The organism is Flavobacterium sp. W22_SRS_FP1 (assembly GCF_052113685.1).
Taxonomy (GTDB): Bacteria; Bacteroidota; Bacteroidia; order Flavobacteriales; family Flavobacteriaceae; genus Flavobacterium.
On sequence record NZ_JBGQOE010000021.1, the window covers coordinates 1 to 25,637 of the forward strand.

The following is a 25,637-nucleotide window of genomic DNA, read 5'->3' on the forward strand; positions in this document are numbered from 1 at the left end:
TTTCGTTTTTCCATCGTACAAAATTATAGTTTTTGATTTATAATTGTGTCCGATTATTTAAGGGGTCAATACATCAGGAGCCTAGATAAGACGAATGAAAATGGCATGAGTGGCTTAAAACATTTTAATTAATATATAAGAATCCACTAGTACACACAATTAAGAACAGGCTTCAAACCGGCTAACGCAAAACAGCAGAACAACCTAAAGTCGGGATTTAACTGATATTCTATCCCGAAAATGCCTGGATAAAGAATAGCTAATATTTTATTGGTTTTTGACTTGGACATTTTAATGAATAAAAAACATCGTCAAGATAGTTCGGGTCTTTCTTACATATTTAGATATTTTAAATTGAATAAAATGAAAAAGTTTACTAAAGGGTTGGGTTTATTTTCTAATAGAAGCATTGTTTTTTTATGCTTCGCTTTATTCTCTGTTGCAGGTACTGGCTATGCACAGAGTTGGCTAACTAAAACCGGAGGCCTAACCTCAGATCCTTTACAAGCCATTAATCAATACGGAGCCATAGGTTCTGGGAAAGGTATCAGTCGATTTGGAGTTATTATAGATGCGCCGTTATCTACTGATATTACAAGTTCAACAGGTAGAGTGTGGATGGATCGCAACTTAGGTGCTACGTAAGTAGCTACCGGCAGTAACGATGCCGCTTCTTATGGTGATCTGTACCAGTGGGGACGTGGAACTGACGGACAGCAGATAAGAACAAGCGGTACAACAACTGTACAAAGCAGCTCAACTAGCCCGGGAAGCACTTTTATTTATGGATCATCAAATTGGTACACTGGCAGCAATCCTGACAACCTCTGGCAGGGCGTAAACGGCATTAACAACCCATGCCCAAGTGCGTATCGACTGCCAACGGAGGCCGAATGGGTAGCTGAACGTGCAACTTGGAGCACTCCCGATGCAGTCGGTGCTCTTGCCTCTCCGCTAAAATTGCCCATGCCGGGCCTCCGCCAGGGCTGGGATGGTTCGCTCCTCGGTTCCGGCGGCTACTATTGGAGCAGTACGGTTAGCAGCACCTATTCGATCCGCTTGAGGTTGACTTATAGCGATGCCATAATGAGCATCGACATACGAGCAGTCGGGCTCGCTGTACGTTGCATTAAGGAAGTCACAGCACCCGATGCACCCACAATAGGAACAGCTACCGGAGGTGATGCTCAAGCAACAGTGACATTTACGGCGCCGGCCAATAATGGTGGTGGTGCAATCACTACATACACCGTCACTTCATTTCCTGGTGGAATCATCAAAACGGGTGCTAGCAGTCCAATTACGATCACCGGACTTACGAACGGCACGGCCTATACCTTTAGCGTCACCGCTACCAATTCAGTAGGTATAGGTGCCGCAAGTGCCGCCTCTAATTCGGTAACGCCTGCAGCAGCGCCAAGCGTAACCACCGTAACCAATCCTACCACAGGTAGAGTTTGGATGGACCGCAACTTAGGTGCTACGCAAGTAGCAACAAGCAGTACTGATGCCGCTTCTTATGGTGACTTATACCAATGGGGGCGTGGCACCGATGGTCACCAAATAAGAACAAGCGGTACAACAACTGTACAAAGCAGCTCAACTAGCCCGGGGAACACCTTTATTATAGGATCAAATAATTGGTACAATGGCACCGCTCCCGACAACCTCTGGCAGGGCGTAAACGGCATTAACAATCCGTGTCCAAGTGGGTATCGACTGCCAACGGAGGCCGAATGGGTAGCTGAACGTGCAACTTGGAGCCCTAACGATACAGCCGGTGCTTTTGCCTCTCCGCTAAAATTGCCCGTGACGGGCTACCGCAACAACGCTGGTGGGCTCACCAATGTCGGTGTCTCCGGCGTCTATTGGTCCAGTACGGTTAGCTCCTCCACATCGCTCCGCCTGAACATTGTTAACAACGGTTCCTCCATGTTCTCCGTCAGCCGAGCAAACGGTTTCGCTGTGCGATGTATTCAAAATTAGTAGCCATTGTTACGTAGTAGATTAAATTAATGAATTATGAATATAGGGATACTAAAAATCGTACTGTTTGTAACTATATTATCCATGAGTGCTAGGGCACAAAATAGTATTAAGGGGGATTTTCCTTTACTAAAGGGGCAAAAAGTGCAACTCATAGTTTTTAGGGATTTATACCATAGATAGCGCCACTGTTTCAGATCAAGGTAGTTTTACGCTAGCGTATACGGATCAGGATTTAGGTATTAGCTACATTAATGTTCCAGATAATAAATCCTATCTCGTTGTACTCGCTCAAGAACAGCTCCAGCTTACCGGGGAACTTTTGAGTGCCCCAGAGGGGATTCGTACAATAACCGGAACTGAAAACAAGGCTTTTGTCAACTATGCCACAGCACACGGAAAACGGGAACAAGCCCTGAGCGCCTGGGTATATCTACAAAAAATATATGAGGGCGACCTCCTTTTTAGTAATCAAAAGCCGGTGCAGCAAGCTATTGCAAGCGAAAGGAGCCGCATTAATAATGAGGATGCCGCCTTTTTAAATCAGTTAGCGCCTCAGTCTTATATGAAGTGGTATTTGCCCTTGCGTAAATTAATTAGTGCTGTGGGGACGGTAGCACAATACAATATCGAGGAAATTCCCAATACCATTGCCGCCTTTAGGCAACTGGATTATGCTGATCCCCGCTGGTACCACAGTGGCTTGCTAAAAGACGCTATAGAAAGCCAGTATTGGTTACTAGAAAACAGGGGACTTCCACTAGATGCTATGTATGTAGAAATGAACCGCTCTACAGATTCTTTGTTACAAAGCCTGTCTCAAAACGAAACTGCCTTTAATTTAGTCACGAAGTACTTGTTTGACTATTTTGAAAAGCACAGTTTGTTCACGGCAAGTGAGTATTTAGCAAACCAAGCCTTAACGCAAAATAGTTGTAGGATAGAGCTCAGTTTAGGACAGCAACTAGAGTCCTACCGCGCCATGAAAAAAGGGAATACCGCCCCAGATATTGTTTTTGAAGGGGATGTTTTTCAAAATGGAAAAGCGATTACAACTCCAGCTCATTTATCAGCATTGAGAGTCAAGTATAAGCTTGTTATTTTTGGAGCCAACTGGTGCCCTAATTGTGTAGAAGAACTAAAGCAATTAATTCCGCTTTATGAAAAATGGAAATCACAAGGAGTAGAAGTCGTTTTTATATCCTTAGATACAGATCAAAAGGCCTTTCGTGATTTTGCCATCCAGATGCCTTTTATCAGCAGCTGCGATTACAAGAAATGGGACACTCCCGCTGCCAAAGCGTATTTTGTTTCCAGTTCGCCTACGATGTATTTGTTAGATGAAGATCAAAAAATAATGCTACGTCCTATTTCCATGATACAGCTGGATGCTTATTTGCAAAGCGGCAAAAAAGACTAGTGTCTCGTCCTAAATAACCGATACAGATTATTAGAAAATAAATATTTAATTAAACAGGTGCAAAAACGTTTTTGCAACTGTTTTTTGTTTTATATGTTCTCATTTTAAGTTGATTTTGTAGGTATATTTTGTTCGAACTAAGCTTATAGTCAGAACAATGAAGTCTTAATTCATAGTATATATTGACCGATTCTTTCACAATTTGCTTCATGACTTTCAAATCAAATCTTAGCATTTCTAGCGGACTTTGTTGAAAAAATTTCCTAAAAAAAAACCCCTAAATTTCTTTAGAGGTTTTTGGTACTACTGTGGGCAATGAGGGGTTCGAACCCCCGACCCCCTCGGTGTAAACGAGGTGCTCTGAACCAGCTGAGCTAATTGCCCTATTTCACAATTCGAATAATTTCTTGTTCTTTATTGCTGGTGCAAATATACATTTAGAATTTGTATTTTCAAGCAAAATTTTAAAATAAGTTAATAAAAAATCAATGCTAATTCCTTTGGTACTCTATTACAACGCGTTAATACTATTTTCTATATCTACTATTTTTTTGTAATCATTCACTATAGTATTACATTTGCATCATAAATAACATCTAATGGCAAGGTTCAAAGAAAATGATTTACCAAAATCAAAAATTACAGCGAGTTCACTAACAAAAGCAACCCTTATTTTTAAATATGCTGACAATCACCGTTGGAAATTTTATGTTGGCTTGGTATTTTTATTACTGACTGGAGCAACGGCTTTAGCTTTCCCAAAATTAATGGGAATGTTGATTGATTGCGTAAAAAATAAAAGCTACACACAGGCGAATAATATTGCTTTACTTTTAATTGGTATTCTTTTTATGCAATCCATTTTTTCGTTTTTTAGATTATCCTTATTTATCAACTTTACAGAACACACCTTAGCTAACCTGAGATTATCACTGTACAGTAATCTAGTGAAACTTCCGATGTCATTCTTTTCGCAAAAACGAGTGGGTGAACTTAATAGTAGAATTAGTTCTGATATTACACAGATTCAAGATACTTTAACGTCTACAATTGCCGAGTTTTTAAGACAATTTATATTAATTATTGGTGGTGTAGCTTTATTGGCAACCGAAAGTTTTAAACTAACGCTATTAATGCTGTCCGTTGTTCCTTTAGTAGCAGTGGCTGCTGTAATCTTTGGTCGCTTCATTCGAAAATATTCGAAAACCGTTCAGGACAAGGTGGCCGAAAGTCAAGTAATTGTTGAAGAAACCATGCAAGGCATTAGTGTGGTTAAAGCTTTCGCCAATGAATGGTACGAAATTGCCCGCTACAACGGAAAAATTAAAGAGGTCGTTAAGATCGCTATTAAGGGAGGGAAATATAGAGGATATTTTGCTTCTTTTATCATTTTTTGTCTTTTTGGAGCCATCGTTGCCGTTGTTTGGTTTGGTGTCCGTCTAAGCATTAGTGGCGAAATGAGTGTTGGACAATTAATATCCTTTGTTCTTTACTCTACTTTTGTAGGTGCCTCGTTTGGAGGTATTGCAGAATTGTATGCCCAAATCCAAAAAGCAATTGGAGCAACCGAACGCGTTTTTGAATTATTGGAGGAAACTCCTGAAAAAATAAACTCGGAGCAAAATGCAGCGGCAAAAGAAAAAATAAAAGGAAATGTTACATTCAAAAATGTAAATTTTAGTTATCCTTCCAGAAAAGAGGTAAAAGTTTTAAAAGACGTCAATTTTACAGCGAGTTTCGGACAAAAAATTGCCATTGTTGGTCCAAGTGGAACCGGAAAATCAACTATTGCATCTTTATTATTGCGCTTTTATGATATTGATGGCGGTGAAATAATAATTGATGGAAAAAACATTTACGATTACGATTTGGAAAATCTTCGCGGAAATATGGCCATTGTTCCCCAAGATGTTATTTTATTTGGAGGAACTATAAAAGAAAATATTGCATACGGAAAACCAGATGCAACAGAAGAGGAATTAATACTTGCTGCAAAACAAGCCAATGCTTTCAATTTTATCGAAAGTTTCCCAGAGAAATTTGAAACATTGGTAGGAGAAAGAGGCGTAAAACTTTCCGGCGGTCAGAGACAACGAATTGCTATAGCTAGAGCATTACTTAAAAACCCAAGTATTTTAATCCTTGATGAAGCTACATCTTCATTAGATAGTGAAAGTGAAAAACTAGTTCAAGAAGCTCTTGAAATATTAATGCAAGGAAGAACGAGTATTATTATCGCCCATAGACTTTCTACCATTCGTAGTGCAGATCAAATTTTAGTACTTGATAACGGAATTATCTCTGAACAAGGAACACATCAAGAACTCATCATCTTGGAAAATGGAATCTATAAAAACCTAAGTAATCTGCAGTTTAGCAACTCTTAAAACTTGATAAAACAGAGAATAAAAAAAGCTCCAATCAATACAATTGGAGCTTCTTTGTTTAATAAAAAAAATGATCTGTTAAACAAACCATATTCTTAGCAATCTAATTTCCTTTTCTTCTTTTTCTTTCCGCTTTTATCAATCCTAACTCTCTGCTAGTTTGCCCAGCTACTGAAGTGTTTTCTTCGGCGCGACGTATTAAATAAGGCATAACGTCTTTTACTGGGCCGAATGGCAAGTATTTAGCAATATTGTAACCATGGTTTGCTAAGTTATAGCTAATATTATCACTCATTCCATATAATTGACCGAACCAGATTCTGTTATCATTTGTTTTGATTCCTTTTTCTTCCATCAAATTCATTAAAAAATAAGTGCTTTCCTCATTATGAGTTCCAGCAAAAATTGACATATCAGCTAAATGATCGACCATATAAGTTATTGCTGCATCATAATTAAGATCAGTAGATGTTTTAGAAGAGCAAATCGGTGAAGGATATCCTTTATCTATGGCACGTACATTTTCTTTTTCCATATATGCCCCACGAACTAATTTCATTCCTATAAAAAATCCATCTTTTTTAGCTTGTTCATGTATCTTTTTTAAATAATCTAAACGGTCCCATCGATACATTTGAAGTGTATTAAAAACAATAGCTTTTTCTTTGTTGTATTTTTGCATCATTTCCGTCACCAAATCATCGGCTGCATCTTGCATCCAGCTTTCTTCTCCATCAATTAGTAAAGCAACGTCTTTCTTGTGAGCTTCACTGCATACTAGATCGAAACGAGCTACCACTCTATCCCATTCTAATTGTTCTATTGCTGTCAATGCTTGTTTTTCTCCTCGTTTTTGATACAGTTCAAAACGTCCAAACCCAGTTGGTTTAAATACTGCAAATGGAATTGCTTTGCGTTCCTTGGCAAAATCAATTGTTTTTAGAGTCATTTTTAATGCCATATCAAACTGCTCTTCCTCTTCTTTACCTTCGACAGAATAATCTAAAACCGAAGAAACTCCTTTAGTATGCATCTTATCAACAACCGAAAGACAGTCATTCTCGTTTACGCCTCCGCAAAAATGATCGAAAACAGTAGCGCGTATTAAGCCTTCAACAGGAAGATTTGCATTCAATGCAAAATTAGTAACTGCAGCTCCAATTCTTACTAGGGGTTGGTTTGCTATCATTTTAAAAAGAAAATAAGCTCGGTCGAGTTCGGTATCACTTTTTAATTCGAAAGCAACTTGTGTATTATTGAATAATTTTTCCATCTATTGTGATATTTTTGAACAAATATAGAGAGACTTTTCATTATTGTTTAGTAAAAATTACCTTATTTTGCGGTTTCAATTAATAGACAATGATGCAATCAATCAAAGCCAACAATTACCCTATTCATTTTAATGAAGAAGGCTATAAAGCACTAAACCTTCATTTAAAAGAAAATAAGTATTCTAACTTATTCATTATAGTTGACAGCAATACAAACGAGTTTTGTTTGCAAAAATTCCTGCCTTTTATAGAGACTAACTTAACCATAGAGATAGTTGAATTTGAAAATGGGGAAGAAAATAAAAACATTGAAACATGTGTTCAAATTTGGAATGTCTTGACCGAACTTGGTGCAGACAGGAAAACATTGATAATCAATCTTGGAGGTGGTGTAGTAACTGACTTGGGTGGTTTTGTGGCCTCAACATTTAAACGGGGAGTAGACTTTATCCATGTCCCAACTACCCTACTTTCGATGGTAGATGCATCTGTTGGTGGGAAAAACGGTGTTGATTTAGGTAATTTAAAAAACCAAATTGGAGTTATCAATACTCCAACAATGGTTCTTATTGACACGCAATATCTTGGAACGCTGCCGCAAAACGAAATGCGCTCCGGACTTGCCGAAATGCTAAAACATGGCTTAATATATGACAAGGTATATTGGGATAAATTTCTAGATTTAAAAGCTATTGATTTCGCTGATTTTGACGAACTAATATATAGATCTGTAGCTATTAAAAATGAAATTGTCACTCAAGATCCTACGGAAAAAAACATTAGAAAATCATTAAACTTTGGCCACACCTTGGGTCACGCCATTGAAAGTTACTTTTTGGAAAACGAAAATAAAACTACACTCTTGCACGGCGAAGCGATTGCTGTCGGAATGATTTTGGAGAGTTATATTTCATTAGACAAAAAATTGATTAGCACTGTGGAATATGAGCTTATAAAGAAAACCATAAAGTCTATTTTTAGCGATGTGAATTTTTTTGAAAACGACATTGAACCTATCATCGAGTTACTAATTCATGATAAAAAAAATGAGTATGGTACAATTCAGTTTGCCTTGATAGAAGGTATTGGAAAAATAAAAATCAATCAATCTGTTGAAAATGAATTAATTCTTAGAGCATTTAATGATTATAAATCATAATTATTTTTTAGTAAAAAGGATTGCATTACGTACCAATTATTTTTTACATTTGCCGTAATGAAAAACCGTCGAAACAAAAGGAATTATCGCTCGTATGAGAACCAAAAAAAGATCTCTGTTTTAAGAATCTTTAAATGGTGGCATTGGACTATCGAGAACTTCAGTTTTGATCTAACTCGATACTTAAAAGTAGACCACGAAAAGCTACAGATTAGATATGCAAATATTAGGGTTTGAATTTTAGCTTATTTTATTTCAATTTAATTAATCTAAATTACTACAAGCTAAATGAATACTAAATATTCCGATTTAATAAATCAAACCTATTATTTTCCACAAGAAGAGTTTAAATTAAACAAAGACAACCTTCAGTTTCATAATATTGATCTAATGAAATTAGTGGAACAATATGGTACCCCTTTAAAATTTACCTACCTACCACAAATTTCTAATAACATCAACAAAGCCAAAAGCTGGTTTCGTAAATCGATGGAGAAAAATAAATACGAGGCAAAATACTATTACTGCTACTGTACGAAAAGTTCCCACTTTGAATACGTAATGAACGAAGCTTTTAAGAACAATATTCACGTTGAAACCTCGTCCGCATTTGACATCAATATAGTTGAAAATTTGATGGCTACCGGTAAAATTAACAAAAGCACTTATGTGATTTGTAATGGCTTCAAAAGAGATCAATATATTGAAAATATTGCGCGATTAATTAATAATGGCCACAAAAATACTATTCCAATGATTGACAACTTTGAAGAATTAGATTTACTTCAAGCTGAAATAAAAGGAAAGTTTAAAATTGGAATTCGTATTGCTGCAGAAGAAGAACCAAAATTTGAGTTCTATACTTCCAGATTAGGAATCGGGTATAAAAACATAGTGAGTTTTTACAAAAAACAAATTCAGGAAAACGATAGGCTCGAACTGAAAATGTTGCACTTTTTTATCAATACTGGTATCAATGACACCGCTTACTATTGGAATGAATTGGTAAAGTGTATAAAAGTGTACATTGCGCTAAAGAAAGAGTGCTCAACACTTGAAAGTTTAAACATTGGTGGCGGATTTCCAATCAAAAACTCATTGGCGTTCGAATATGATTATCAATACATGATTGATGAGATTATCAATCAAATAAAAATTGCTTGTGACGAAGCTGAAGTAGAAGTTCCGAATATTTTTACTGAATTCGGTTCATTCACTGTAGGTGAAAGTGGTGGCGCCATTTACCAGATTTTGTATCAAAAACAGCAAAATGATAGAGAGAAATGGAATATGATTGACTCTTCATTTATTACTACGTTACCAGACACTTGGGCAATCAACAAACGTTTCATCATGTTGGCTATCAATCGCTGGAACGAGACCTACGAGAGAGTATTACTTGGAGGTTTAACTTGCGACAGTGATGACTATTACAACTCTGAGCAAAACATGAATGCCATCTATTTACCTAAGTACAACAAGGAAAAACCACTGTATATCGGTTTTTTCAATACCGGGGCCTATCAGGAAACGATAGGCGGCTATGGAGGTTTACACCATTGCTTAATTCCGCAACCCAAACACATTTTGATTGATCGAGATGAAAATGGAATATTAGCTACCGAGGTCTTTTCAGAACAACAAACTTCTGATGATGTATTAAAAATTCTAGGCTACAACAAAAAATAAACAATAAATATACATTTAGTCAATTTAAAAATTCATTATATTTATATGTATTCACTTAATTGATTTTTAAATCATTAAACCCGAAAAAATGAGTAAAGGACCTATAAGTCAGTTTATAGAAAAGCATTATTTGCATTTCAATTCTGCAGCTTTAGTGGATGCTGCAAAAGCATACGAGCAACAATTGGCAAATGGAGCTAAAATGATGGTGACTCTTGCCGGAGCAATGAGTACTGCCGAAATCGGAAAGATTTTTGCAGAAATGATTCGCCAAGACAAAGTGCAAATTATATCTTGTACAGGTGCAAATTTAGAAGAAGACATCATGAACTTGGTAGCTCATTCTCACTATGAAAGAGTACCAAACTACCGTGATTTGACTCCACAAGATGAGTGGGATTTGCTAGAAAAAGGCTTGAATCGAGTAACTGACACTTGTATTCCTGAGCATGAAGCTTTCCGTCGTTTACAAAAGCACATTTACAAAATTTGGAAAGATGCAGATAACAAAGGAGAACGTTATTTACCGCATGAATTTATGTATAAAATGCTTTTATCGGGCGTTTTAGAAGAATATTACGAAATTGATTTAAAAGACAGCTGGATGTATGCAGCAGCAGAAAAAAACTTACCAATTATCTGCCCAGGCTGGGAAGACAGTACCATGGGAAATATTTTTGCTTCATACGTCATTAAAGGAGATTTAAAAGTTTCTACGATGAAATCTGGAATAGAATACATGACATTTTTAGCTGATTGGTATCCTAAAAATTCCGCTAATGGTGTTGGATTTTTCCAAATTGGTGGAGGTATAGCAGGAGATTTCCCGATTTGTGTAGTTCCTATGCTGTACCAAGATATGGAAATGCCAGAAACACCTTTTTGGAGTTATTTCTGTCAAATTTCAGATTCAACTACCAGTTACGGTTCATATTCTGGAGCAGTGCCAAACGAAAAAATCACTTGGGGTAAATTAGACATTAAAACTCCCAAGTTTATTATCGAATCCGACGCTACAATTGTAGCACCTCTAATTTTTGCTTATTTGTTAGATCTATAGAATATCCTTATGAAAAGAGTAATTGTTGATTATGCAAAACTTACCAATGAAATCTTAAACCTTCTGGTAGAAAAATTTCCTGATGGTTATGACGATTCAAACATCGTGCGTTTTAGAAATGCAAAAAACGAATTAATTGAAGCTGTTGAAGTTCGAACTGATGATACTATTTATCTAGTGAAAGTAAGTACTAAACTTGCGGATCGAATTGAAAACTACGATGAGGATGAAGAAATGGATGACGTTATTGAGCCTGTAATTCCTATGAAGGGTAATGGTATGGACGATGATGATATGGACGACGACGAAGAAGATGATAATCTTGACAGACCAGATTTTGATGATGATGATGATGATGATGAGGAGGATTCCCCTAATTCTCAAGATGACGATGATGATGACGAGAAAGATGAAGATTAAATATAAGTAAATGCAAAAAAAAGGAACTCACAAACGGGTTCCTTTTTTTAATATAGCTTCAAAACAATTATAATTAGTATTTACCTAACGCTGCAATAGTTCCTCATGATTACATCTCAAATATTACATAAAACGCTTAAGGATAATTTTGGTTTTGAAAAATTCAGAGTCAATCAAGAGCAGGTAATAAATGCCATTTTATCAGGCCAAGATGCTTTAGCAATTATGCCTACGGGCGGAGGAAAATCGATTTGTTTTCAACTACCGGCATTGCTACTATCAGGAATAACGATAGTGATTTCTCCATTGATTGCTTTAATGAAAGATCAAGTGGACAGTTTGAAGGCAAACGGGATCGCAGCCTGTTTTATAAACAGCACTCAAACAGAAATCGAACGGCAATCACATTTTGATAGTCTAAGAGACAATAAAGTGAAGCTTGTTTATGTGGCACCAGAAAGTTTGTCCTATTTAGAAAATCTATTTAGCCAAATAAGTATCAGTCTCATTGCAATTGACGAAGCACATTGCATTTCGTCTTGGGGCCATGATTTTCGTCCTGCTTATACGAATTTAGGTTATCTTAAAAAGCGCTTCCCTTCTACTCCAGTTTTGGCTTTAACTGCAACAGCCGATAAAGCTACTCGTAAGGACATTAGCAAACAGTTAAGTTTAAAAAAACCTATGTCATTTATCTCTTCTTTCGATAGGAAAAACCTAAGTTTAGAAGTTCGCCCGGCACTAGACAGAGTGAAACAAATTATTGATTTCATAAGTAATAAACCGTCCGAATCGGGAATCATTTATTGCTTAAGCAGAAAAACAACCGAAGAGCTTGCGGAAAAGCTTCAGAAAGCGGGCATCAAGGCTAAAGCTTATCACGCTGGTTTTGATAACTCAATCCGCTCTAGAACACAAGATGATTTCATAAATGATGACTGCCAAGTAGTTTGTGCTACTATTGCTTTTGGAATGGGAATTGATAAATCGAATGTACGATGGGTTATACATTACAACTTACCAAAAAATATTGAAGGATACTACCAGGAAATTGGTCGTGCGGGTCGTGATGGGTTACCGTCTGAGACAATCCTGTTTGAAAGTTATGGTGATGTAATCCAACTGCAAAAATTTGCCTCTCAAGGCTTGAATGCAGAAGTGCAGCTGGCAAAGCTCGAAAGGATGAAGCAATATGCCGATGCTTTGAGTTGTCGCAGGAAAATTTTGCTTTCCTATTTTGGTGAATTAGTCACTGAAAATTGTGGGAATTGCGACATCTGTAAAAGTCCTCCAGACTTTTTTGACGGTACCATAATTGCCCAAAAAGTATTATCTGCCATTATCCGTTTAAAGGAATCAGAACCATTACCAGTAATTGTTGATTTTCTAAGAGGTTCCAAGAATTCCTATATTTTCGAAAAAGAATATCAGAATCTAAAAACATATGGAGCAGCCGCGGATATATCCTGGTATGATTGCAATCAATACATAATTCAACTCATTAATCAGGGATATTGCGAAATTGCTTTCCACCAGCAAAACAATATAAGACTCACAAGTCTAGCGCGCGAAGTCTTATTTGAAGGAGAGAAAGTACAGCTTACAACAGTTCAAAAAAACATTCTTGAAAAAACAGGAAGCAAAGATCTGAAAACAAAACCTGCAGCTAACTCTCTTTTTGAAAAATTAAGAAAATTACGCTACGAAATCTCCAAAGAGGAAAATGTTCCAGCATATGTAATTTTTAGTGATGCAGCTTTGCGTCAAATGGAAAACAAAAGACCTATGAGTGATGCGGAAATGATTGCCATTGATGGTGTCGGAAAAGCAAAACTAGAAAAATATGGCGATGCTTTTATAAATATTATTATCGAATTCCAAAAGAATAAAACGGTAAAGCCCAAAAAAGAAGCTGGCACCTACAAAGAAACACTGCTTCTTTTTCAAAGTGGATTAACGGTTGATAAAATCGCTTTAAAAAGAAAATTGGGCTTAGGAACCATTATCTCTCATTTAGCAAAGTTATATTTGGATGGAGAGACCTTAGATTTGCATCAGTTTGTCTCTAAACAGGAAGTGAAACTAATTTATGACGCTCATCTTATACTTGAAAAAACAACTGCCCTAAAGCCTTATTTTGATTACCTTGAAGAGAAGCTAGGATACGATAAAATAAGATTAGCACTGGCAATTATAGAAAAAGAAAACAGACCTACTTAAGACAGTTATATGATTCGTTCGTTTCCCCCATTTGTCAGTTCGCATACCGAAATTCTGATTTTAGGTACAATGCCAGGAATTGCATCACTTGAGAAGCAGGAATATTATGCGCACCCAAGAAATCATTTTTGGAAAATAATATATACCTTATTTGACAATATGCCCGTTTCGGCAGTTTTTAATGAAAAAATAAGTTTTTTGCAAGACAATAGAATTGGATTGTGGGACGTTTTGGAAAATTGTGACAGAAAAGGAAGTTTGGACGTTCATATTAAGAATCAAACTGAAAATGATTTCGAAAGTTTGTTTCTGGAATTTCCGGGCATTACTAAAATAGTTTTTAACGGTAAAGAAAGTTATCGCTATTTCAGTAAGAAATTTGGACAAATAGAAGGCATTACCTATTATGTAATGCCTTCCACAAGTCCCGCAAATACTATGTCCTTTGAAAACAAGTTGAAAATCTGGTCAAGCTGTTTCTTCTGATTTACAAATACCTTTCCTGAAAAATATTTTGGTGGTGTTTTTGGTGCCCAATGAGGATAAAACCAATTGCACGAACAGAAACTGCGCTATTAGAAGCAGTACCTATTCGTTGCAACTGTTCCTCTGAAAAACTTTTAAATAAAGACAAAGTAGACTGTCTGACAACAGCCATTTCAGTTAATAATTCCTGAAGGCTCCTCGCGTCGGCGTTTGTGTTATCAACATACTGGTTTTCGTCGTAACCAGGCAAGGCTGTCTTATCATTTCTGGATATTCGCATTGCACGATAACTAAATACTCGCTCCGTATCGATAAGGTGCTGAATGATTTCTTTTATAGTCCACTTGCCTTCGGCATAGCGGTAATCAAATTTGTCCATCGGGATGTTTTGCACAAACCTGATGAACTCATGCACGCAAATCTCTAACTCTTCTATCAATTCTACATTCTCTAATGTTTGAAGATAGTCCTTATAAAAAGGAGAATACTCACTAACAGGCAATTGGCTTGATTTCATTTTTGTTCTTTTTATGCTGAATTTCTACTTGCGTTTGTGTTTCCAAAAAGGGAGCGCATTACTATTTTTTCATATACTTTAATTAGGTCTTCATCAGGAGTATTTTCTTTATTAAGTTCATTTATTCTCAATAAAGCATATTGCTGTATAGTTAACAATGGCAATACAATACGTTCTCTAACTTGAATTGATGCTTTACCGTCTGGGTAATTTTGCATTAGTTCTTTATGACCTGCAATTTTCAATAATAACCTCTTGGACTCTAAGAACTCATCATATATAATTTGCCAAAAAACACCGAATTCAGGGTCTTTTTTCATGTAAGCCGTTAGTGGGAAAAAGGATTTTGCCAAAGACATCATACTATTTTCTAGGAGTGTTTTAAAAAATAAAGAGTTATCATATAGATCCTGGACTTTGTCCCATTGTCCCGCATCTTCAAAATGCTTAAGAGCAGTACCTACGCCAAAAAATCCGGGAACATTTTGCTTTAATTGACTCCAAGAACCCACAAAAGGAATTGCCCTTAGATCTTTAAAGTCCAATTCTGCTGATTTACTTCTTTTTGAAGGTCGGCTTCCTATGTTAGTTTTAGCGTAATATTTCAAGGTGCTCATTTGTTCCAAATACGGGATAAACTTGGTATGGTTCTTAAAGCTTAAATATTTTTGATAGCCTAAATCGGCTAATTGTCCCATGACTGCTTTTTCATCAATCGACAATTCATTTTTATTTTTGCTAAAGACTTGGTTTGTAACCCCTGCGCTTAATAGATTCTCCAAATTATAACGACAAGAATTCAGCGTTCCAAAATTAGAACTAATTGTTTGCCCTTGAACAGTTATTTGAATCTCTTTGTTCTCGATAGTTGGCCCTAACGAAGCGTAAAACTTATGTGTTTTACCACCTCCTCTTGCTGGCGGCCCACCACGACCGTCAAAAAAGATAACTTTAACTCCATATTTCCTTGAAATAGCGGTAAGCTCCTCTTTAGCTTTATAAATGCTCCAATTCGCCATTAAGTAGCCTCCATCTTTTGTTCCGTCACTGAAACCTAACATTATGGTTTGCTTCATCTCTCTATTGACCAAATGATTTGCGTACATTGGATTTGTGTACAATTGTTCCATAATGTTGTGCGCATTACGCAAGTCATCTACTGACTCAAATAAAGGAACCACATCAACCGTAGGTTTTTCCCAATTACTTAAACGGATTAAAGCAAAGGTTTCCATTACATTTAGAGCGCTTTCGTTATTGCTAATGATATAGCGATTTGCTCCAAGCTCCCCATTGTTTTCCTGGATAATCTTTATTGCTTGGATAGATTCAATAGTAGATTTTGTTATTTCATTCTCAAAATCATCTGGATTAAGGTCTCCCTTGACATTTGATAGTACCTCAAACTTCTCATCTTCTGTTAGACTATAATAGTTTTCAGGAAAAATAGTACTATTTGAATTTAAATAAAAGTCATGCACGTCTTTAAAAACCGCATCGTGTATTTTGCTATTCTGACGAATGTCCAAAGTTGCAAAATGAAAACCAAACAAATTAACTTTTATTAAAAGCGCCTCCAAATCATCTAAGTAGAGCGATTGATGTTGCTCGATAATTATGGTTTTAATTTTATTTAATTGTCCGATAAATTCCTCTAAAGTAATATAGATTTCACCTTTTGAATAAAAAACAGAACGATAAAGCTTATGTTCAAGCTCAGATATCAAAACATCAACGCCTGAGAACGTTAGCTTCCTCTTAAGACCTCTTATTTCTATGTAATAACACTTTAAAATAGAAGTCCTCAAACGCTCCGCAACATTCAATGTGATTTCTGTTGTAACAAATGGATTACCATCGCGATCTCCTCCTGGCCAAAAACCAAGTTTGATTAATGAATTCTGAATCGAATTGCCATGAAAAACATTTTTCTGAAGATAATGCACCATGTCTCCAGAAGTGCTATAAAAAACATTTTCAAGATACCAAATTAAGCTTACCGCCTCATCAAAGGGGTTGGGCTTTTCTTGTTTTATAAAAGGAGTTTTCCCCAATTGAGCTAACAGTTCCTTAATGTCCAGTAAATTATTCTCTCTAATGGCCTCTGTCAAATCATTGATAATTCCCAAAACAGAACCTGGATAAAATTGGGTAGGATGAGCCGTTAGAACTGTTCTAACATTAAAGTCTTCCAGGAATCCAATCAATTCTTCTCTCTTGCCTTTTGCATCTGCTTTTTCTTTGATATCCCTTAAAGAGCCTCTACCTTCCATATTATTCACAACAGGGAAAGCTGCATCTTCAACGGCATCAAATAAAACAATTTGACGTTCAATATACTGTATAAAACGGAACATTAGATCAATTTTATCAGTTTCAACATCGCTATGTAGATATTTTTTAGAGAAAGATTCAATAATTTCTTTCGGCGTTTCGAGCTTTTTAAAACCACTTTCACAAACATCTGTAAATAAAGGGAGTAAAACTCCAGTATTATCGATAGACTGAAAGGGCAAAGTAATAAAAACGCTATTGTATATATTATATTTTGAGAGCACATTTTGATTAAAACGTTCTATTTTAGGTAGAGTGTACATAGTTTTTGTTACAGTTAATTTGGTTTAGCGGAAAATAGTTATAAAAAAATAGCCCCAAGAACTAACTTGAGGCTATATTTTATATAGGAATCAAGTTTATTACATATTCTTAAAAATCGTATGCATTAAGCGTTTTTTATCGTTGATACTTTCTTCAAGTGAAATCATAGTTTCGGTTCTATAAACACCATCGATATCATCGATCATAAAAATAACATCCTTAGCATGTTTAGTATCTTTTGCTCTAATCTTGCAAAAAACATTAAATTTTCCTGTCGTCACAGAAGCTACCGTAACAAAAGGAATCTCATTGATGCGTTGCAAAACAAATTTAGTTTGGGAAGTGTTGTTAAGAAAAACACCTACATAAGCGATAAAAGAATAGCCCAACTTATCATAATCAAGTACTAAAGAAGAACCCATTATGATACCGGCATCTTCCATTTTCTTAACTCTAACATGAACAGTTCCTGCAGAAATTAATAATTTTTTTGCAATATCCGTAAACGGAACTCTCGTATTGTCTATCAACATATCTAAAATCTGGTGATCTACTTCATCTAAACGGAACTTACTCATATTTCTCTAATTAATATTATTAATGGCAATAACAAAGGATAAAAGATGCAAATAAAAAAAACAACAAAATGACTTCAAAATTATTTTTTTATCAATCCATTAACAAATCTAATGCTATTTTCTAAATAAAAACTGGCTTTTTGATTTAATTGTGGAAATCCACCGAACTCATCTTTATACTTTGCTTCTTTCGCATCATACTCAAAATGACCGTAATGCCCCTCCAAATCTCCAATTTCTACAATATAAGCATTAAAACATATTTCATTTTCAACTAACTCTTCTTTGTATTGCGCAGCAAAATTCGTGATTTTTTCCACACCATCATAATTTAATTTGACATTTTTGTATATAAAATCATAAAAAACGACTTTATTTTGAGGAATATTCATATAATTGTCAATTCCATTGTTAACTATATCGTTTTCGCTAAGTATCATAAAACTAGAAGCTAATGACATAAACACGTATTTTCTAGTTTCTTCCCTTTGATAATCTCCTGCAAAATGCCCGGCCTCAAATAGTAAAGTGGTAGCTCCGAGAGCTTGAAAAGTGTCTCCAATACAATTTATATTGAAAGAGTCGTCAAACCGACCCACTTGATTTGGAATATACCTTTGCAAAACGGCATTAATACCTGAAATAAGATTAATTGCTTTAAGTCTCGACTCGTTAACCTCTCTCTCTTGGTTATAAGAAGGTGCAAGAAAAGACATTGTAGCTGGTTTACCAGTATCTCCAACTCCAAAAATAGTGCGCTGGTCATGCAGGTTATAACAATAGTCGGGCTTAAAGCTTTCATAAGACCTTCTCAACACGTTGCTTTCCGGCTGAGTAAGGTTTTGTGAGTCTCTATTTAAGTCGATTTCATTCGCGTTTAAACGGGTGTATAACTTGGCGCCGTCTGGGTTTAGCATCGGAATACAATAGAAAGTAAACCGATTAAGCAATTTATCTGCAAAATCAGACCCGCTGTTTAGCAGATTCAGAAAGTCAATTAATCCTTTTGTTGTGGTACTTTCATTTCCATGCATCTGGGACCAAAGCAGGATTTTTATTTTTCCTTCACCAATTTGATATTTATAAATTGGCTTTTCAAGAACCGATTTTCCAATAATCGAAAGTTGATTATTGGTATTCATTTTCTCCAATAAAGGTTCAATCGATTCCAAAGTAAGGTATCTGCCATAGATAGTTTTCTCCTTATTATCAATAAATAATTGTTCTAATTCCATGTTGTATTATTTGATTTACAAAAGTAAACAACTTTAATTTAACAATTGTAAACAAGTAAAAAGTAGATTAATTTAGAAATGTAATCAAATTTGTAACACATACTACCAGGCTTTAAGGGTGCTTAAGTAACAAATGTTAACCATTTAAATTGTTAATTATAAATATCTACATATTAGTAATTTATATTTATTTATATCACATTAAACTTTAAGTAAAATTACCATTTTTTTACTATTTACACTTGTGAATTTGGTGTTGACCTCTATTTTTGTTACATTTGTAATTAGTTTGTTTCTAATTATAATTTACAATGGTAAACACTGAGGAATTTATTAAACGTCTTGAAATCATACTGGAATATTACAGCTTGAATGCGTCTGCATTTGCAGATAAAATTGGGGTACAGCGCTCTAGTTTGTCTCACCTTCTATCTGGAAGAAACAAACCGAGCTTAGACTTTATACTTAAAATTTTGGAGGTCTTTCCTGATGTAGATTTATATTGGATTCTAAATGGCAAAGGAAGTTTTCCTAAAATTAATGAAGCAACGCCAAATCTGGAAAGTAAACAGTCTAACGAAATTGTACCAGAGTCGGCTAATCCAATTAGTGAACCTGTAGTGTCTGAACATTTATTTTCAAAAGAAAATAATACTAGTAAGGAAGGTCTGAAGAACCCGAAGAAAGAGGAGGTTCAAAATATTGTTAACGAATCTATTTCGGAGGAAGTAGAAAAAATCGTGTTTTTCTATAAAAATGGAACATTCAAGGAATTCAAGCCGAATTAGCTGCTTAATTAATCCTGCGATTTATTTCAATAAAAAATCAGACTTTAAATCCCTTTTCGGAAATTTTACCTTCTACCCCGATAAAATGTTCGAGAAGAATGGGTAAGTCTTTTTCTATATTTCCTGATGGAATTAATGGGCTACCCAAATTCACTTGTTTTTTTCCAAAATCAAATGCAACCGGAATAATGGGCACTTTTGCTTTTAAAGCGATATAATAAAATCCCGTTTTGATTTCTGCTACTTTGTTCCGAGTTCCTTCCGGCAGAACTGCCAGACGAAAAATTTCTTTTTTATTAAAAATGGCGGCGACCGAATCTACTTTGTTCCTTCCGCCAGATCGATCCAATGGTTCTCCGCCCATGAATTTAAAATAATACCCTAGAGGAAAAGCAAACAACTCTTTTTTAGCCACAAAATTCATTTCTATACCAGTTATCCCTCTTGTAAAAACACCTAGGTAAAAATCATGCGCACTAGTGTGTGGCATTACCATCATGACGCATTTTTTAATATCTGCTTCGATAGTTCCCACAATCTTCCAGCCCATAAGCTTGAAAAATATCCATTTATATATTTGTTTCTTCATTGCGCGGCAAATTAGTGCAAAATATATAATATATTACTTATTTTTACTTAAAACTGCTTTTGATGATCAAGAAAATATTAAGTTATTTTACTCCTATTAAAATTCATACCGTAAATTCTGCAATAAGTAAATCTATTGAAGTGATTTGGTCGAAAGGAGAATTGGTTATGGATTCCGAAAATGCCAACTATTCTTATGGCAATTTACAACGTATTTTAAAATTAGGCTTAAAAACAATTGGCTTTGATAAAATAGCCACTATGCACCATGTTTTGGTTCTTGGAGTAGCTGGGGGAAGTGTTATAAAGACATTGGTTAATGAAATCAAATTCCAAGGTAAAATAACGGGAGTAGAAATTGATCCTGAAATAATAAAAATTGCCAATCAATATTTTAAGTTGGACGAAATTGAACAACTTGAAATTATAATTGATGATGCGTTTGAATTTGTTTTAAAAACAAAAGATAAGTACGATTTAATTATTATTGATGTTTTCCAGGACCTAACAATGCCTAATTTTTTATTTGAAACTTTTTTTACTGATCGAATCTGTTTCCTATTGAATAGTAAAGGTGTTATTCTCTTTAACACTATGCTTTTGAATGAAAACCACAATAAACGAAATTCAGAGTATTTCAAGAGTTTTAATGATGCCGATTATGTAGTTAAATCAATTCCAAGAGTAGAAAGACATAATGAATTAATAGTGATTGAGAAAAAACATTAAAGCTATTTTACTTTTATATTTCGGATAAATAGTTTTAAATTAGATAGAACTTTAGCTTAAACAGATGAAAAAAATCATACGAAAGCTTCTCTTAGGAAATATCACAAAAGCAGAACGCCCAAAATTCAATCCTATTCAAAAGTGCATCCAGAACATAAAAGCAATATGGAATAATGACCATCAGGACGACAACGGCATTGAGAAGATAGTACGTTTATTTCTATCTTCGTCGCTATTATTCTTTCCCGGGATTTACATTAAATATTTAGCTGCAAAAAAAGGTACTGAATACAAGGATTTAGCTCTAGACTGTTATGTTCTGCTAAAAGTATCACTTCCTTTATTAATTTTGATAAACCACTGGCAAAACAACTTTTTTATTCTGATGGTAATGGTTTATGTAATGCTGGAAACCGTTTTATATATTCCAACGTTAATTTTCGCATCTGATTTATTTTCTAAACCACGTTCTTATAAAAGATCGATGCTTTTGTTATTTTTTAATTACATCGAAATGGTATTTGCTTTTGCCGTGCTGTATAGTTGTGATAATTATTTAAATAGGCCTTTTACGCATTGGTTTGATGCCATTTATTTTAGTACCACTACTTCAGCAACAATAGGTTTTGGAGACTTTTATCCCGTTAAAACTTTTGGTAGGTTTTTAGTTAGCATGCAATCTTTATTTGTTTTACTTTATGTAGTGTTATTTTTAAATTTTTTCTCTACCAAAATTAAATCAAAGGGCTATTTTGACCAAGATAATTAGGCATGTCATCCCCTATTTTTGTGTATAAAGCTTTTTTGGAATATAGGATTACTTAAAGAAAAAGAGAGGACTAGTCCTCTCTTTTTTTTTAAGTAACTTCCATTTTTAATTTCTGTTTTTGATATCGCTATCTATCTCAACTTCTGATACTTTGCCGTATTTTTCAGCTATTTTCTTTATCTCTTCGGCTTTACCCACTAATACAAATTGCAATTTATCCTTAGGGAAATATTTATCAATAATTTGATTCGCTTTATCTAAGTTTAGACCATCAACATTGTTTTCGAAATTATCTATAAATGATTTGTCAAAATTATACCAAAACATTTGTGACAATAAACTGGATAATTGTCCAGTTGTTTCATAGCGTGGAGGAAACTGTCCTTTTACATAATTCTTTGCAGAAATCAATGACTTTTCCTCGAGACCATTGCGATGTAATTTATCAAGAACTTCCAAAGTCTTATCAATGGCAGCTTCGGTTGTTTTGACCGCGGAAAAGGTGCTGATGACAAATGAACCACCAGTCTTCAAAGCACTAAACCTGCTGCTTGCGCCATATGTTAAACCTGAATTTACCCTTAGCTCATCATTTAGCATTGAGGTAAAACGCCCTCCAAAAAGGGTGTTGACAACTTCAATAGCTACATAATCAGGATTGTTTCTACTAATTCCTGCTGATCCAATATAAAATGTAGTTTCCTTTGCGTCTGCTTTATTTACTAAAAGCACTCTGTTTTCAGTAGGTATAGTGATCGATTTAGATGCTGGATTTTCTTTTTCAACAGCTGACTTTTCCCAACCCGAGAATAACTTTGTTAATACTGCTTTCATCTCATTGCTTTCAAAATCCCCAACAACGCTGATTACCGAACCGTTCGGATTATAGTTTGCTGAGTAAAAGCCTTTTAAATCACTTACTGTCAGTTTACTTACAGTAGCCTTGTTTCCATTAATTACATTCCCATATGCATGATTACCGTATAGAAGAGTATCAAAATAAGGCCCTATAACTGATCCAGGACTCTCTTTTTGCTGCTCTAACTTAACTAATAGGCGACTTTTCTCTTTTTCAAACTCAGTAGCGTCGAAAACTGGACTAAGCAGTAGTTCTTTTATGATTGCCAACACTTTAGCTCTATCTTTAGTGGCAAACTTGGACGAAAGACCTGAAAATTCCTTCGATGCATAAGTGGCCACATTGGCCCCTATGAAATCTAATTCTTCGTCAATTTTTTCCTTTGTAAAGTTTTTAGTGCCATGTCTTAGTGCTGTAGCCGTAAGTGATGCTAGTCCTGAATTATCATAGTCGTAAATTGCACCCGCAGGCAATATGGCTGAAACACTGATGACTGGCACGTCATGTTGCTCCATAAGATTGATGGTAAGACCGTTTACTAATTTAAAGCTAGTATAATTAGGCAATTTAAAGCTCTGGGCCGAAACTGTAATACTGGAAATCAGCAGCAGGCTGAATCTCATTAGTTTGTTCTTAATTCCTTCCATAATTTTAGTCTTCTACATTTGTTTTTAAAATCCCCACAGTTCTGTTACTTTTAAAAAAATATTTATTAGCAACTTTCTTCACTTCTACAGCCGTAACTTTATTGTAGTTAGCCGGAGCATCAAACATTTTTCGGTAATCTCCAAAAAACACTTCATAAGTACCTATATTGTTAGACTTTCCGTCAATAGTCTCTACTTGTCCATAAAATTCCATTAATTTCTGGTTTTTGATTTTTTGAAGTTCCGTTTCGCTAATACCTTCGTTTTTTATCTTCTCAATCTCTACATAAATGGCTTCCTCTAAATCGGTTGCTTTCACATTTTTATTAGCAACGGCATAAAAATTGAAAAGATTGGGGTCGAAACTATCTCCAAAATCAGTAAATACTTGCGTCGCTAATTGCTTTTGGTCAACTAAAGACGAATAAAGTCTTGAAGAATTCCCTTTTGAAAGTACTGAACTAAGAATATTCAACGCATAATAGTCCTCATTTTTAGATTCGGGTGTGTGATAGCCTATCATAAGGTAAGGGGTTGCTACCTCTTTTTGTACCATAATTCTTCGCTCACCGATTTGTTTTGGTTCCACAATGTGAACTTGAGGCGGTGCTATTTGCGCAGGAATTGGTTCAAGATATTTTTTGGCAAATTCCTTGACTTTTTCTAATTTAATCGCTCCTGACACCACAACTACGCAGTTGTTTGGTGCGTAATATGTTTTAAAATAGCGTTCCAAATCTTTCTGGTTCCAGTTTTTCATATCATCTTCATAACCTATTACAGGCCAATGATACGGATGTTCCTGGAAAGCAGTTGCCTGAAGGGATTGCGATAAAAGTCGCCAAGGGGAGTTTTCAAGACCTGTACGACGTTCGCTTAAAACAACGCCTCTTTCGCTTTCCACCATCGTAGAATCGATACTCAAGCTTGAAATTCTGTCACCCTCGAGATCAAATATAACTTCTGAAGAGGAGGCCGGAAACCAGTTTGTGTATACTGTGACATTTTCCGTGGTATAGGCATTATTTGCCCCTCCATTAAGCTCCATAGTTTGGTCAAAAAGTTTTGGACCATATTTTTTTGCACCATTAAACATCATGTGTTCAAAAAAATGAGAGAGGCCTGTAATACCTTGATATTCATTTCGGCTTCCTACCTTGTAGAACAAATACATATTCGCATTTGGGATAGAAAAGTCTTCCACAACCAGAAACTTCATTCCGTTGCTCAAGGTAAAGGTTTTTACGTCATCTGCCTTCATTTGCGCTTGTCCCAATAAGGGCAGCAAAAGAAAAAGATGGAACATTATTTTTTTCATCTATAAATAAATTAGTTACCGATAAAACTACTACATTTAAATGAATGTTTTAAATTTTATAACAATAAGCTTAAGCTGAAAGCATAAAACTAACAGCATAACTACGGAAACCACCATCTAAAACTGCAAAATTAAGATGTACTAAAGCATTCTTCTCGCCTTTTCCAAATCTTCGGGCGTATCGATTCCGATTCCGACATGGGTTGTTTCGATCATTTTAATTCGTCTTCCAAATTCTAGGTAACGCAATTGCTCCAGCTTTTCGGAAGCTTCCAATGATTTCATCGGTAAACTGTAAAAATCAGATAATGCCTGCTTGCGGAAGGCATAAATTCCTATGTGCTGCATGTAACGAACCCCTACATTTTTCTCTCTAGGAAACGGAATTACGGAACGTGAAAAATACAATGCAAAGCCGTTTTGGTCCGTAACAACTTTCACATTATTAGGGTTTTTTATTTCGTCTTCCTCTTTGATTTCTCGCATCAAAGAAGCTAAGTCTACTTGTTTTGAAGAATCTTTCCTAAAAATCTCTATTAGTTTTGCCAGCGGTTCCTCATTGATAAAAGGTTCGTCCCCTTGCACGTTTACTACGATATCCACTTCGAGATTTTCAATTGCTTCAGCAATGCGGTCACTACCCGATTCATGTTCTTTGATGCTCCGGATTGCTTTGCCTCCATGCGAAACTATCTCGTCATATATCAAATCTGAATCCGTTACTACAAAAACATCATCAAACAACTGAGTGCTCAAGGCGGCTTCGTAAGTTCTTAAAATGACTGTTTTACCTCCCAAATCCTGCATAAGTTTGGCAGGAAATCGTGTTGAAGCGTAACGAGCGGGAATGACGGCTATTATTTTCATTGTTTTCAAATGCTAAATGGCTAAGTTAAGTAGTATTTTTTGG

Annotated in this window: 22 protein-coding genes and 1 tRNA gene; 13 read left to right on the forward strand and 10 right to left on the reverse strand. The window is 35.4% G+C overall.

The window, feature by feature from the left end:
- Window positions 1–363 precede the first annotated feature (363 nt).
- The 3 genes from ACEN2H_RS11715 (at window position 364) to ACEN2H_RS11725 (ending at window position 3,406) form a co-directional block, all read left to right on the forward strand.
- Window positions 364–645: a hypothetical protein gene (locus ACEN2H_RS11715; RefSeq protein ID WP_441732580.1), complete on the forward strand. Its 282-nt coding sequence runs from the start codon at window positions 364–366 to the stop codon at window positions 643–645.
- Between the two features lie 441 nt (window positions 646–1,086).
- Window positions 1,087–1,986, forward strand: a complete 900-nt coding sequence (locus ACEN2H_RS11720) for a fibronectin type III domain-containing protein (protein WP_441732582.1) — start codon at window positions 1,087–1,089, stop codon at window positions 1,984–1,986.
- Between the two features lie 322 nt (window positions 1,987–2,308).
- Entirely contained in the window at window positions 2,309–3,406 is a 1,098-nt protein-coding gene (locus ACEN2H_RS11725) for a peroxiredoxin family protein (RefSeq protein WP_441732584.1), read from the forward strand.
- Window positions 3,407–3,715: 309 nt separating this feature from the next.
- Here ACEN2H_RS11725 and ACEN2H_RS11730 read toward each other — a convergent pair.
- Window positions 3,716–3,790 (reverse strand) — tRNA-Val (locus tag ACEN2H_RS11730).
- A gap of 215 nt (window positions 3,791–4,005) precedes the next feature.
- On the opposite strand from ACEN2H_RS11730, the gene ACEN2H_RS11735 reads away from it, so the two are divergent.
- On the forward strand, window positions 4,006–5,793 hold the full coding sequence (locus tag ACEN2H_RS11735; protein ID WP_441732586.1) for an ABC transporter ATP-binding protein: 1,788 nt from the start codon (window positions 4,006–4,008) through the stop codon (window positions 5,791–5,793).
- A gap of 103 nt (window positions 5,794–5,896) precedes the next feature.
- On the opposite strand, the gene ACEN2H_RS11740 is transcribed toward ACEN2H_RS11735, so the two are convergent.
- Complete coding sequence (locus ACEN2H_RS11740) at window positions 5,897–7,066, reverse strand: proline dehydrogenase family protein (RefSeq protein ID WP_441732588.1); 1,170 nt, start codon at window positions 7,064–7,066, stop codon at window positions 5,897–5,899.
- 92 nt (window positions 7,067–7,158) lie between these two features.
- Here ACEN2H_RS11740 and aroB point away from each other — a divergent pair, with 92 nt between their 5' ends.
- The 6 genes from aroB (at window position 7,159) to ACEN2H_RS11770 (ending at window position 14,101) form a co-directional block, all read left to right on the forward strand.
- Window positions 7,159–8,226: a 3-dehydroquinate synthase gene (gene aroB / locus ACEN2H_RS11745; protein WP_441732664.1), complete on the forward strand. Its 1,068-nt coding sequence runs from the start codon at window positions 7,159–7,161 to the stop codon at window positions 8,224–8,226.
- 288 nt (window positions 8,227–8,514) lie between these two features.
- Entirely contained in the window at window positions 8,515–9,915 is a 1,401-nt protein-coding gene (locus ACEN2H_RS11750) for an arginine decarboxylase (protein ID WP_441732590.1), read from the forward strand.
- An 88-nt stretch (window positions 9,916–10,003) separates the two neighbouring features.
- Window positions 10,004–10,975 (forward strand): deoxyhypusine synthase family protein, encoded by a 972-nt coding sequence (locus ACEN2H_RS11755; protein ID WP_441732592.1) that lies wholly within the window; start codon window positions 10,004–10,006, stop codon window positions 10,973–10,975.
- Window positions 10,976–10,984: 9 nt separating this feature from the next.
- The gene (locus tag ACEN2H_RS11760) at window positions 10,985–11,395 is read left to right on the forward strand and encodes a DNA primase (protein ID WP_441732594.1); all 411 of its coding nucleotides are present in this window, start codon (window positions 10,985–10,987) and stop codon (window positions 11,393–11,395) included.
- Window positions 11,396–11,500: 105 nt separating this feature from the next.
- The gene (recQ, locus tag ACEN2H_RS11765) at window positions 11,501–13,615 is read left to right on the forward strand and encodes a DNA helicase RecQ (RefSeq protein WP_441732596.1); all 2,115 of its coding nucleotides are present in this window, start codon (window positions 11,501–11,503) and stop codon (window positions 13,613–13,615) included.
- A 9-nt stretch (window positions 13,616–13,624) separates the two neighbouring features.
- The gene (locus tag ACEN2H_RS11770) at window positions 13,625–14,101 is read left to right on the forward strand and encodes a DNA-deoxyinosine glycosylase (RefSeq protein WP_441732597.1); all 477 of its coding nucleotides are present in this window, start codon (window positions 13,625–13,627) and stop codon (window positions 14,099–14,101) included.
- Window position 14,102: 1 nt separating this feature from the next.
- Here ACEN2H_RS11770 and ACEN2H_RS11775 read toward each other — a convergent pair whose 3' ends face one another.
- The 4 genes from ACEN2H_RS11775 to ACEN2H_RS11790 form a co-directional block, all read right to left on the reverse strand.
- Window positions 14,103–14,618, reverse strand: coding sequence for a DinB family protein (locus ACEN2H_RS11775; protein WP_441732599.1), 516 nt, complete (start codon window positions 14,616–14,618; stop codon window positions 14,103–14,105).
- Window positions 14,619–14,629: 11 nt separating this feature from the next.
- Entirely contained in the window at window positions 14,630–17,215 is a 2,586-nt protein-coding gene (locus ACEN2H_RS11780) for a phosphoenolpyruvate carboxylase (RefSeq protein WP_441732601.1), read from the reverse strand.
- A 99-nt stretch (window positions 17,216–17,314) separates the two neighbouring features.
- Window positions 17,315–17,794 carry an Lrp/AsnC family transcriptional regulator gene (locus tag ACEN2H_RS11785; protein WP_441732603.1) on the reverse strand — a complete coding sequence of 160 codons (480 nt, stop codon included), beginning with the start codon at window positions 17,792–17,794 and terminating at the stop codon, window positions 17,315–17,317.
- Between the two features lie 80 nt (window positions 17,795–17,874).
- On the reverse strand, window positions 17,875–19,029 hold the full coding sequence (locus ACEN2H_RS11790; RefSeq protein WP_441732605.1) for a M14 family metallopeptidase: 1,155 nt from the start codon (window positions 19,027–19,029) through the stop codon (window positions 17,875–17,877).
- A 311-nt stretch (window positions 19,030–19,340) separates the two neighbouring features.
- Between ACEN2H_RS11790 and ACEN2H_RS11795 the strand changes: the two genes are divergently transcribed.
- Window positions 19,341–19,817 (forward strand): helix-turn-helix transcriptional regulator, encoded by a 477-nt coding sequence (locus ACEN2H_RS11795; RefSeq protein ID WP_441732607.1) that lies wholly within the window; start codon window positions 19,341–19,343, stop codon window positions 19,815–19,817.
- Between the two features lie 37 nt (window positions 19,818–19,854).
- Here ACEN2H_RS11795 and ACEN2H_RS11800 read toward each other — a convergent pair whose 3' ends face one another.
- Window positions 19,855–20,406 carry a 1-acyl-sn-glycerol-3-phosphate acyltransferase gene (locus ACEN2H_RS11800; RefSeq protein WP_441732608.1) on the reverse strand — a complete coding sequence of 184 codons (552 nt, stop codon included), beginning with the start codon at window positions 20,404–20,406 and terminating at the stop codon, window positions 19,855–19,857.
- A gap of 62 nt (window positions 20,407–20,468) precedes the next feature.
- On the opposite strand from ACEN2H_RS11800, the gene ACEN2H_RS11805 reads away from it, so the two are divergent.
- Window positions 20,469–21,134 (forward strand): spermidine synthase, encoded by a 666-nt coding sequence (locus ACEN2H_RS11805; RefSeq protein WP_441732610.1) that lies wholly within the window; start codon window positions 20,469–20,471, stop codon window positions 21,132–21,134.
- Window positions 21,135–21,198: 64 nt separating this feature from the next.
- The gene (locus tag ACEN2H_RS11810) at window positions 21,199–21,903 is read left to right on the forward strand and encodes a potassium channel family protein (protein WP_441732612.1); all 705 of its coding nucleotides are present in this window, start codon (window positions 21,199–21,201) and stop codon (window positions 21,901–21,903) included.
- 105 nt (window positions 21,904–22,008) lie between these two features.
- Here the strand turns inward: ACEN2H_RS11810 and ACEN2H_RS11815 are convergent, their stop codons facing one another.
- From ACEN2H_RS11815 to kdsB, 3 genes are all read right to left on the reverse strand, one after another.
- Window positions 22,009–23,409, reverse strand: a complete 1,401-nt coding sequence (locus ACEN2H_RS11815; protein WP_441732614.1) for a M16 family metallopeptidase — start codon at window positions 23,407–23,409, stop codon at window positions 22,009–22,011.
- 4 nt (window positions 23,410–23,413) lie between these two features.
- On the reverse strand, window positions 23,414–24,727 hold the full coding sequence (locus ACEN2H_RS11820; RefSeq protein WP_441732616.1) for a M16 family metallopeptidase: 1,314 nt from the start codon (window positions 24,725–24,727) through the stop codon (window positions 23,414–23,416).
- A gap of 141 nt (window positions 24,728–24,868) precedes the next feature.
- Window positions 24,869–25,594 carry a 3-deoxy-manno-octulosonate cytidylyltransferase gene (gene kdsB / locus ACEN2H_RS11825; protein ID WP_441732618.1) on the reverse strand — a complete coding sequence of 242 codons (726 nt, stop codon included), beginning with the start codon at window positions 25,592–25,594 and terminating at the stop codon, window positions 24,869–24,871.
- Window positions 25,595–25,637: the final 43 nt, after the last annotated feature.

Bases quoted from the DNA above. Each gene is read 5' to 3' on its own strand.
- ACEN2H_RS11750 (WP_441732590.1), top strand. From the start codon at position 8,515: ATGAATACTAAATATTCCGATTTAATAAATCAAACCTATTATTTTCCA.
- ACEN2H_RS11770 (WP_441732597.1), top strand. From the start codon at position 13,625: ATGATTCGTTCGTTTCCCCCATTTGTCAGTTCGCATACCGAAATTCTG.
- ACEN2H_RS11740 (WP_441732588.1), bottom strand. From the start codon at position 7,066: ATGGAAAAATTATTCAATAATACACAAGTTGCTTTCGAATTAAAAAGT.
- ACEN2H_RS11820 (WP_441732616.1), bottom strand. From the start codon at position 24,727: ATGAAAAAAATAATGTTCCATCTTTTTCTTTTGCTGCCCTTATTGGGA.
- ACEN2H_RS11785 (WP_441732603.1), bottom strand. From the start codon at position 17,794: ATGAGTAAGTTCCGTTTAGATGAAGTAGATCACCAGATTTTAGATATG.
- ACEN2H_RS11815 (WP_441732614.1), bottom strand. From the start codon at position 23,409: ATGGAAGGAATTAAGAACAAACTAATGAGATTCAGCCTGCTGCTGATT.
- kdsB (WP_441732618.1), bottom strand. From the start codon at position 25,594: ATGAAAATAATAGCCGTCATTCCCGCTCGTTACGCTTCAACACGATTT.
- ACEN2H_RS11775 (WP_441732599.1), bottom strand. From the start codon at position 14,618: ATGAAATCAAGCCAATTGCCTGTTAGTGAGTATTCTCCTTTTTATAAG.
- ACEN2H_RS11795 (WP_441732607.1), top strand. From the start codon at position 19,341: ATGGTAAACACTGAGGAATTTATTAAACGTCTTGAAATCATACTGGAA.
- recQ (WP_441732596.1), top strand. From the start codon at position 11,501: ATGATTACATCTCAAATATTACATAAAACGCTTAAGGATAATTTTGGT.
- ACEN2H_RS11790 (WP_441732605.1), bottom strand. From the start codon at position 19,029: ATGGAATTAGAACAATTATTTATTGATAATAAGGAGAAAACTATCTAT.
- ACEN2H_RS11780 (WP_441732601.1), bottom strand. From the start codon at position 17,215: ATGTACACTCTACCTAAAATAGAACGTTTTAATCAAAATGTGCTCTCA.
- ACEN2H_RS11755 (WP_441732592.1), top strand. From the start codon at position 10,004: ATGAGTAAAGGACCTATAAGTCAGTTTATAGAAAAGCATTATTTGCAT.
- ACEN2H_RS11800 (WP_441732608.1), bottom strand. From the start codon at position 20,406: ATGAAGAAACAAATATATAAATGGATATTTTTCAAGCTTATGGGCTGG.
- ACEN2H_RS11760 (WP_441732594.1), top strand. From the start codon at position 10,985: ATGAAAAGAGTAATTGTTGATTATGCAAAACTTACCAATGAAATCTTA.
- ACEN2H_RS11735 (WP_441732586.1), top strand. From the start codon at position 4,006: ATGGCAAGGTTCAAAGAAAATGATTTACCAAAATCAAAAATTACAGCG.
- ACEN2H_RS11715 (WP_441732580.1), top strand. From the start codon at position 364: ATGAAAAAGTTTACTAAAGGGTTGGGTTTATTTTCTAATAGAAGCATT.
- aroB (WP_441732664.1), top strand. From the start codon at position 7,159: ATGCAATCAATCAAAGCCAACAATTACCCTATTCATTTTAATGAAGAA.
- ACEN2H_RS11810 (WP_441732612.1), top strand. From the start codon at position 21,199: ATGAAAAAAATCATACGAAAGCTTCTCTTAGGAAATATCACAAAAGCA.
- ACEN2H_RS11805 (WP_441732610.1), top strand. From the start codon at position 20,469: ATGATCAAGAAAATATTAAGTTATTTTACTCCTATTAAAATTCATACC.
- ACEN2H_RS11720 (WP_441732582.1), top strand. From the start codon at position 1,087: ATGAGCATCGACATACGAGCAGTCGGGCTCGCTGTACGTTGCATTAAG.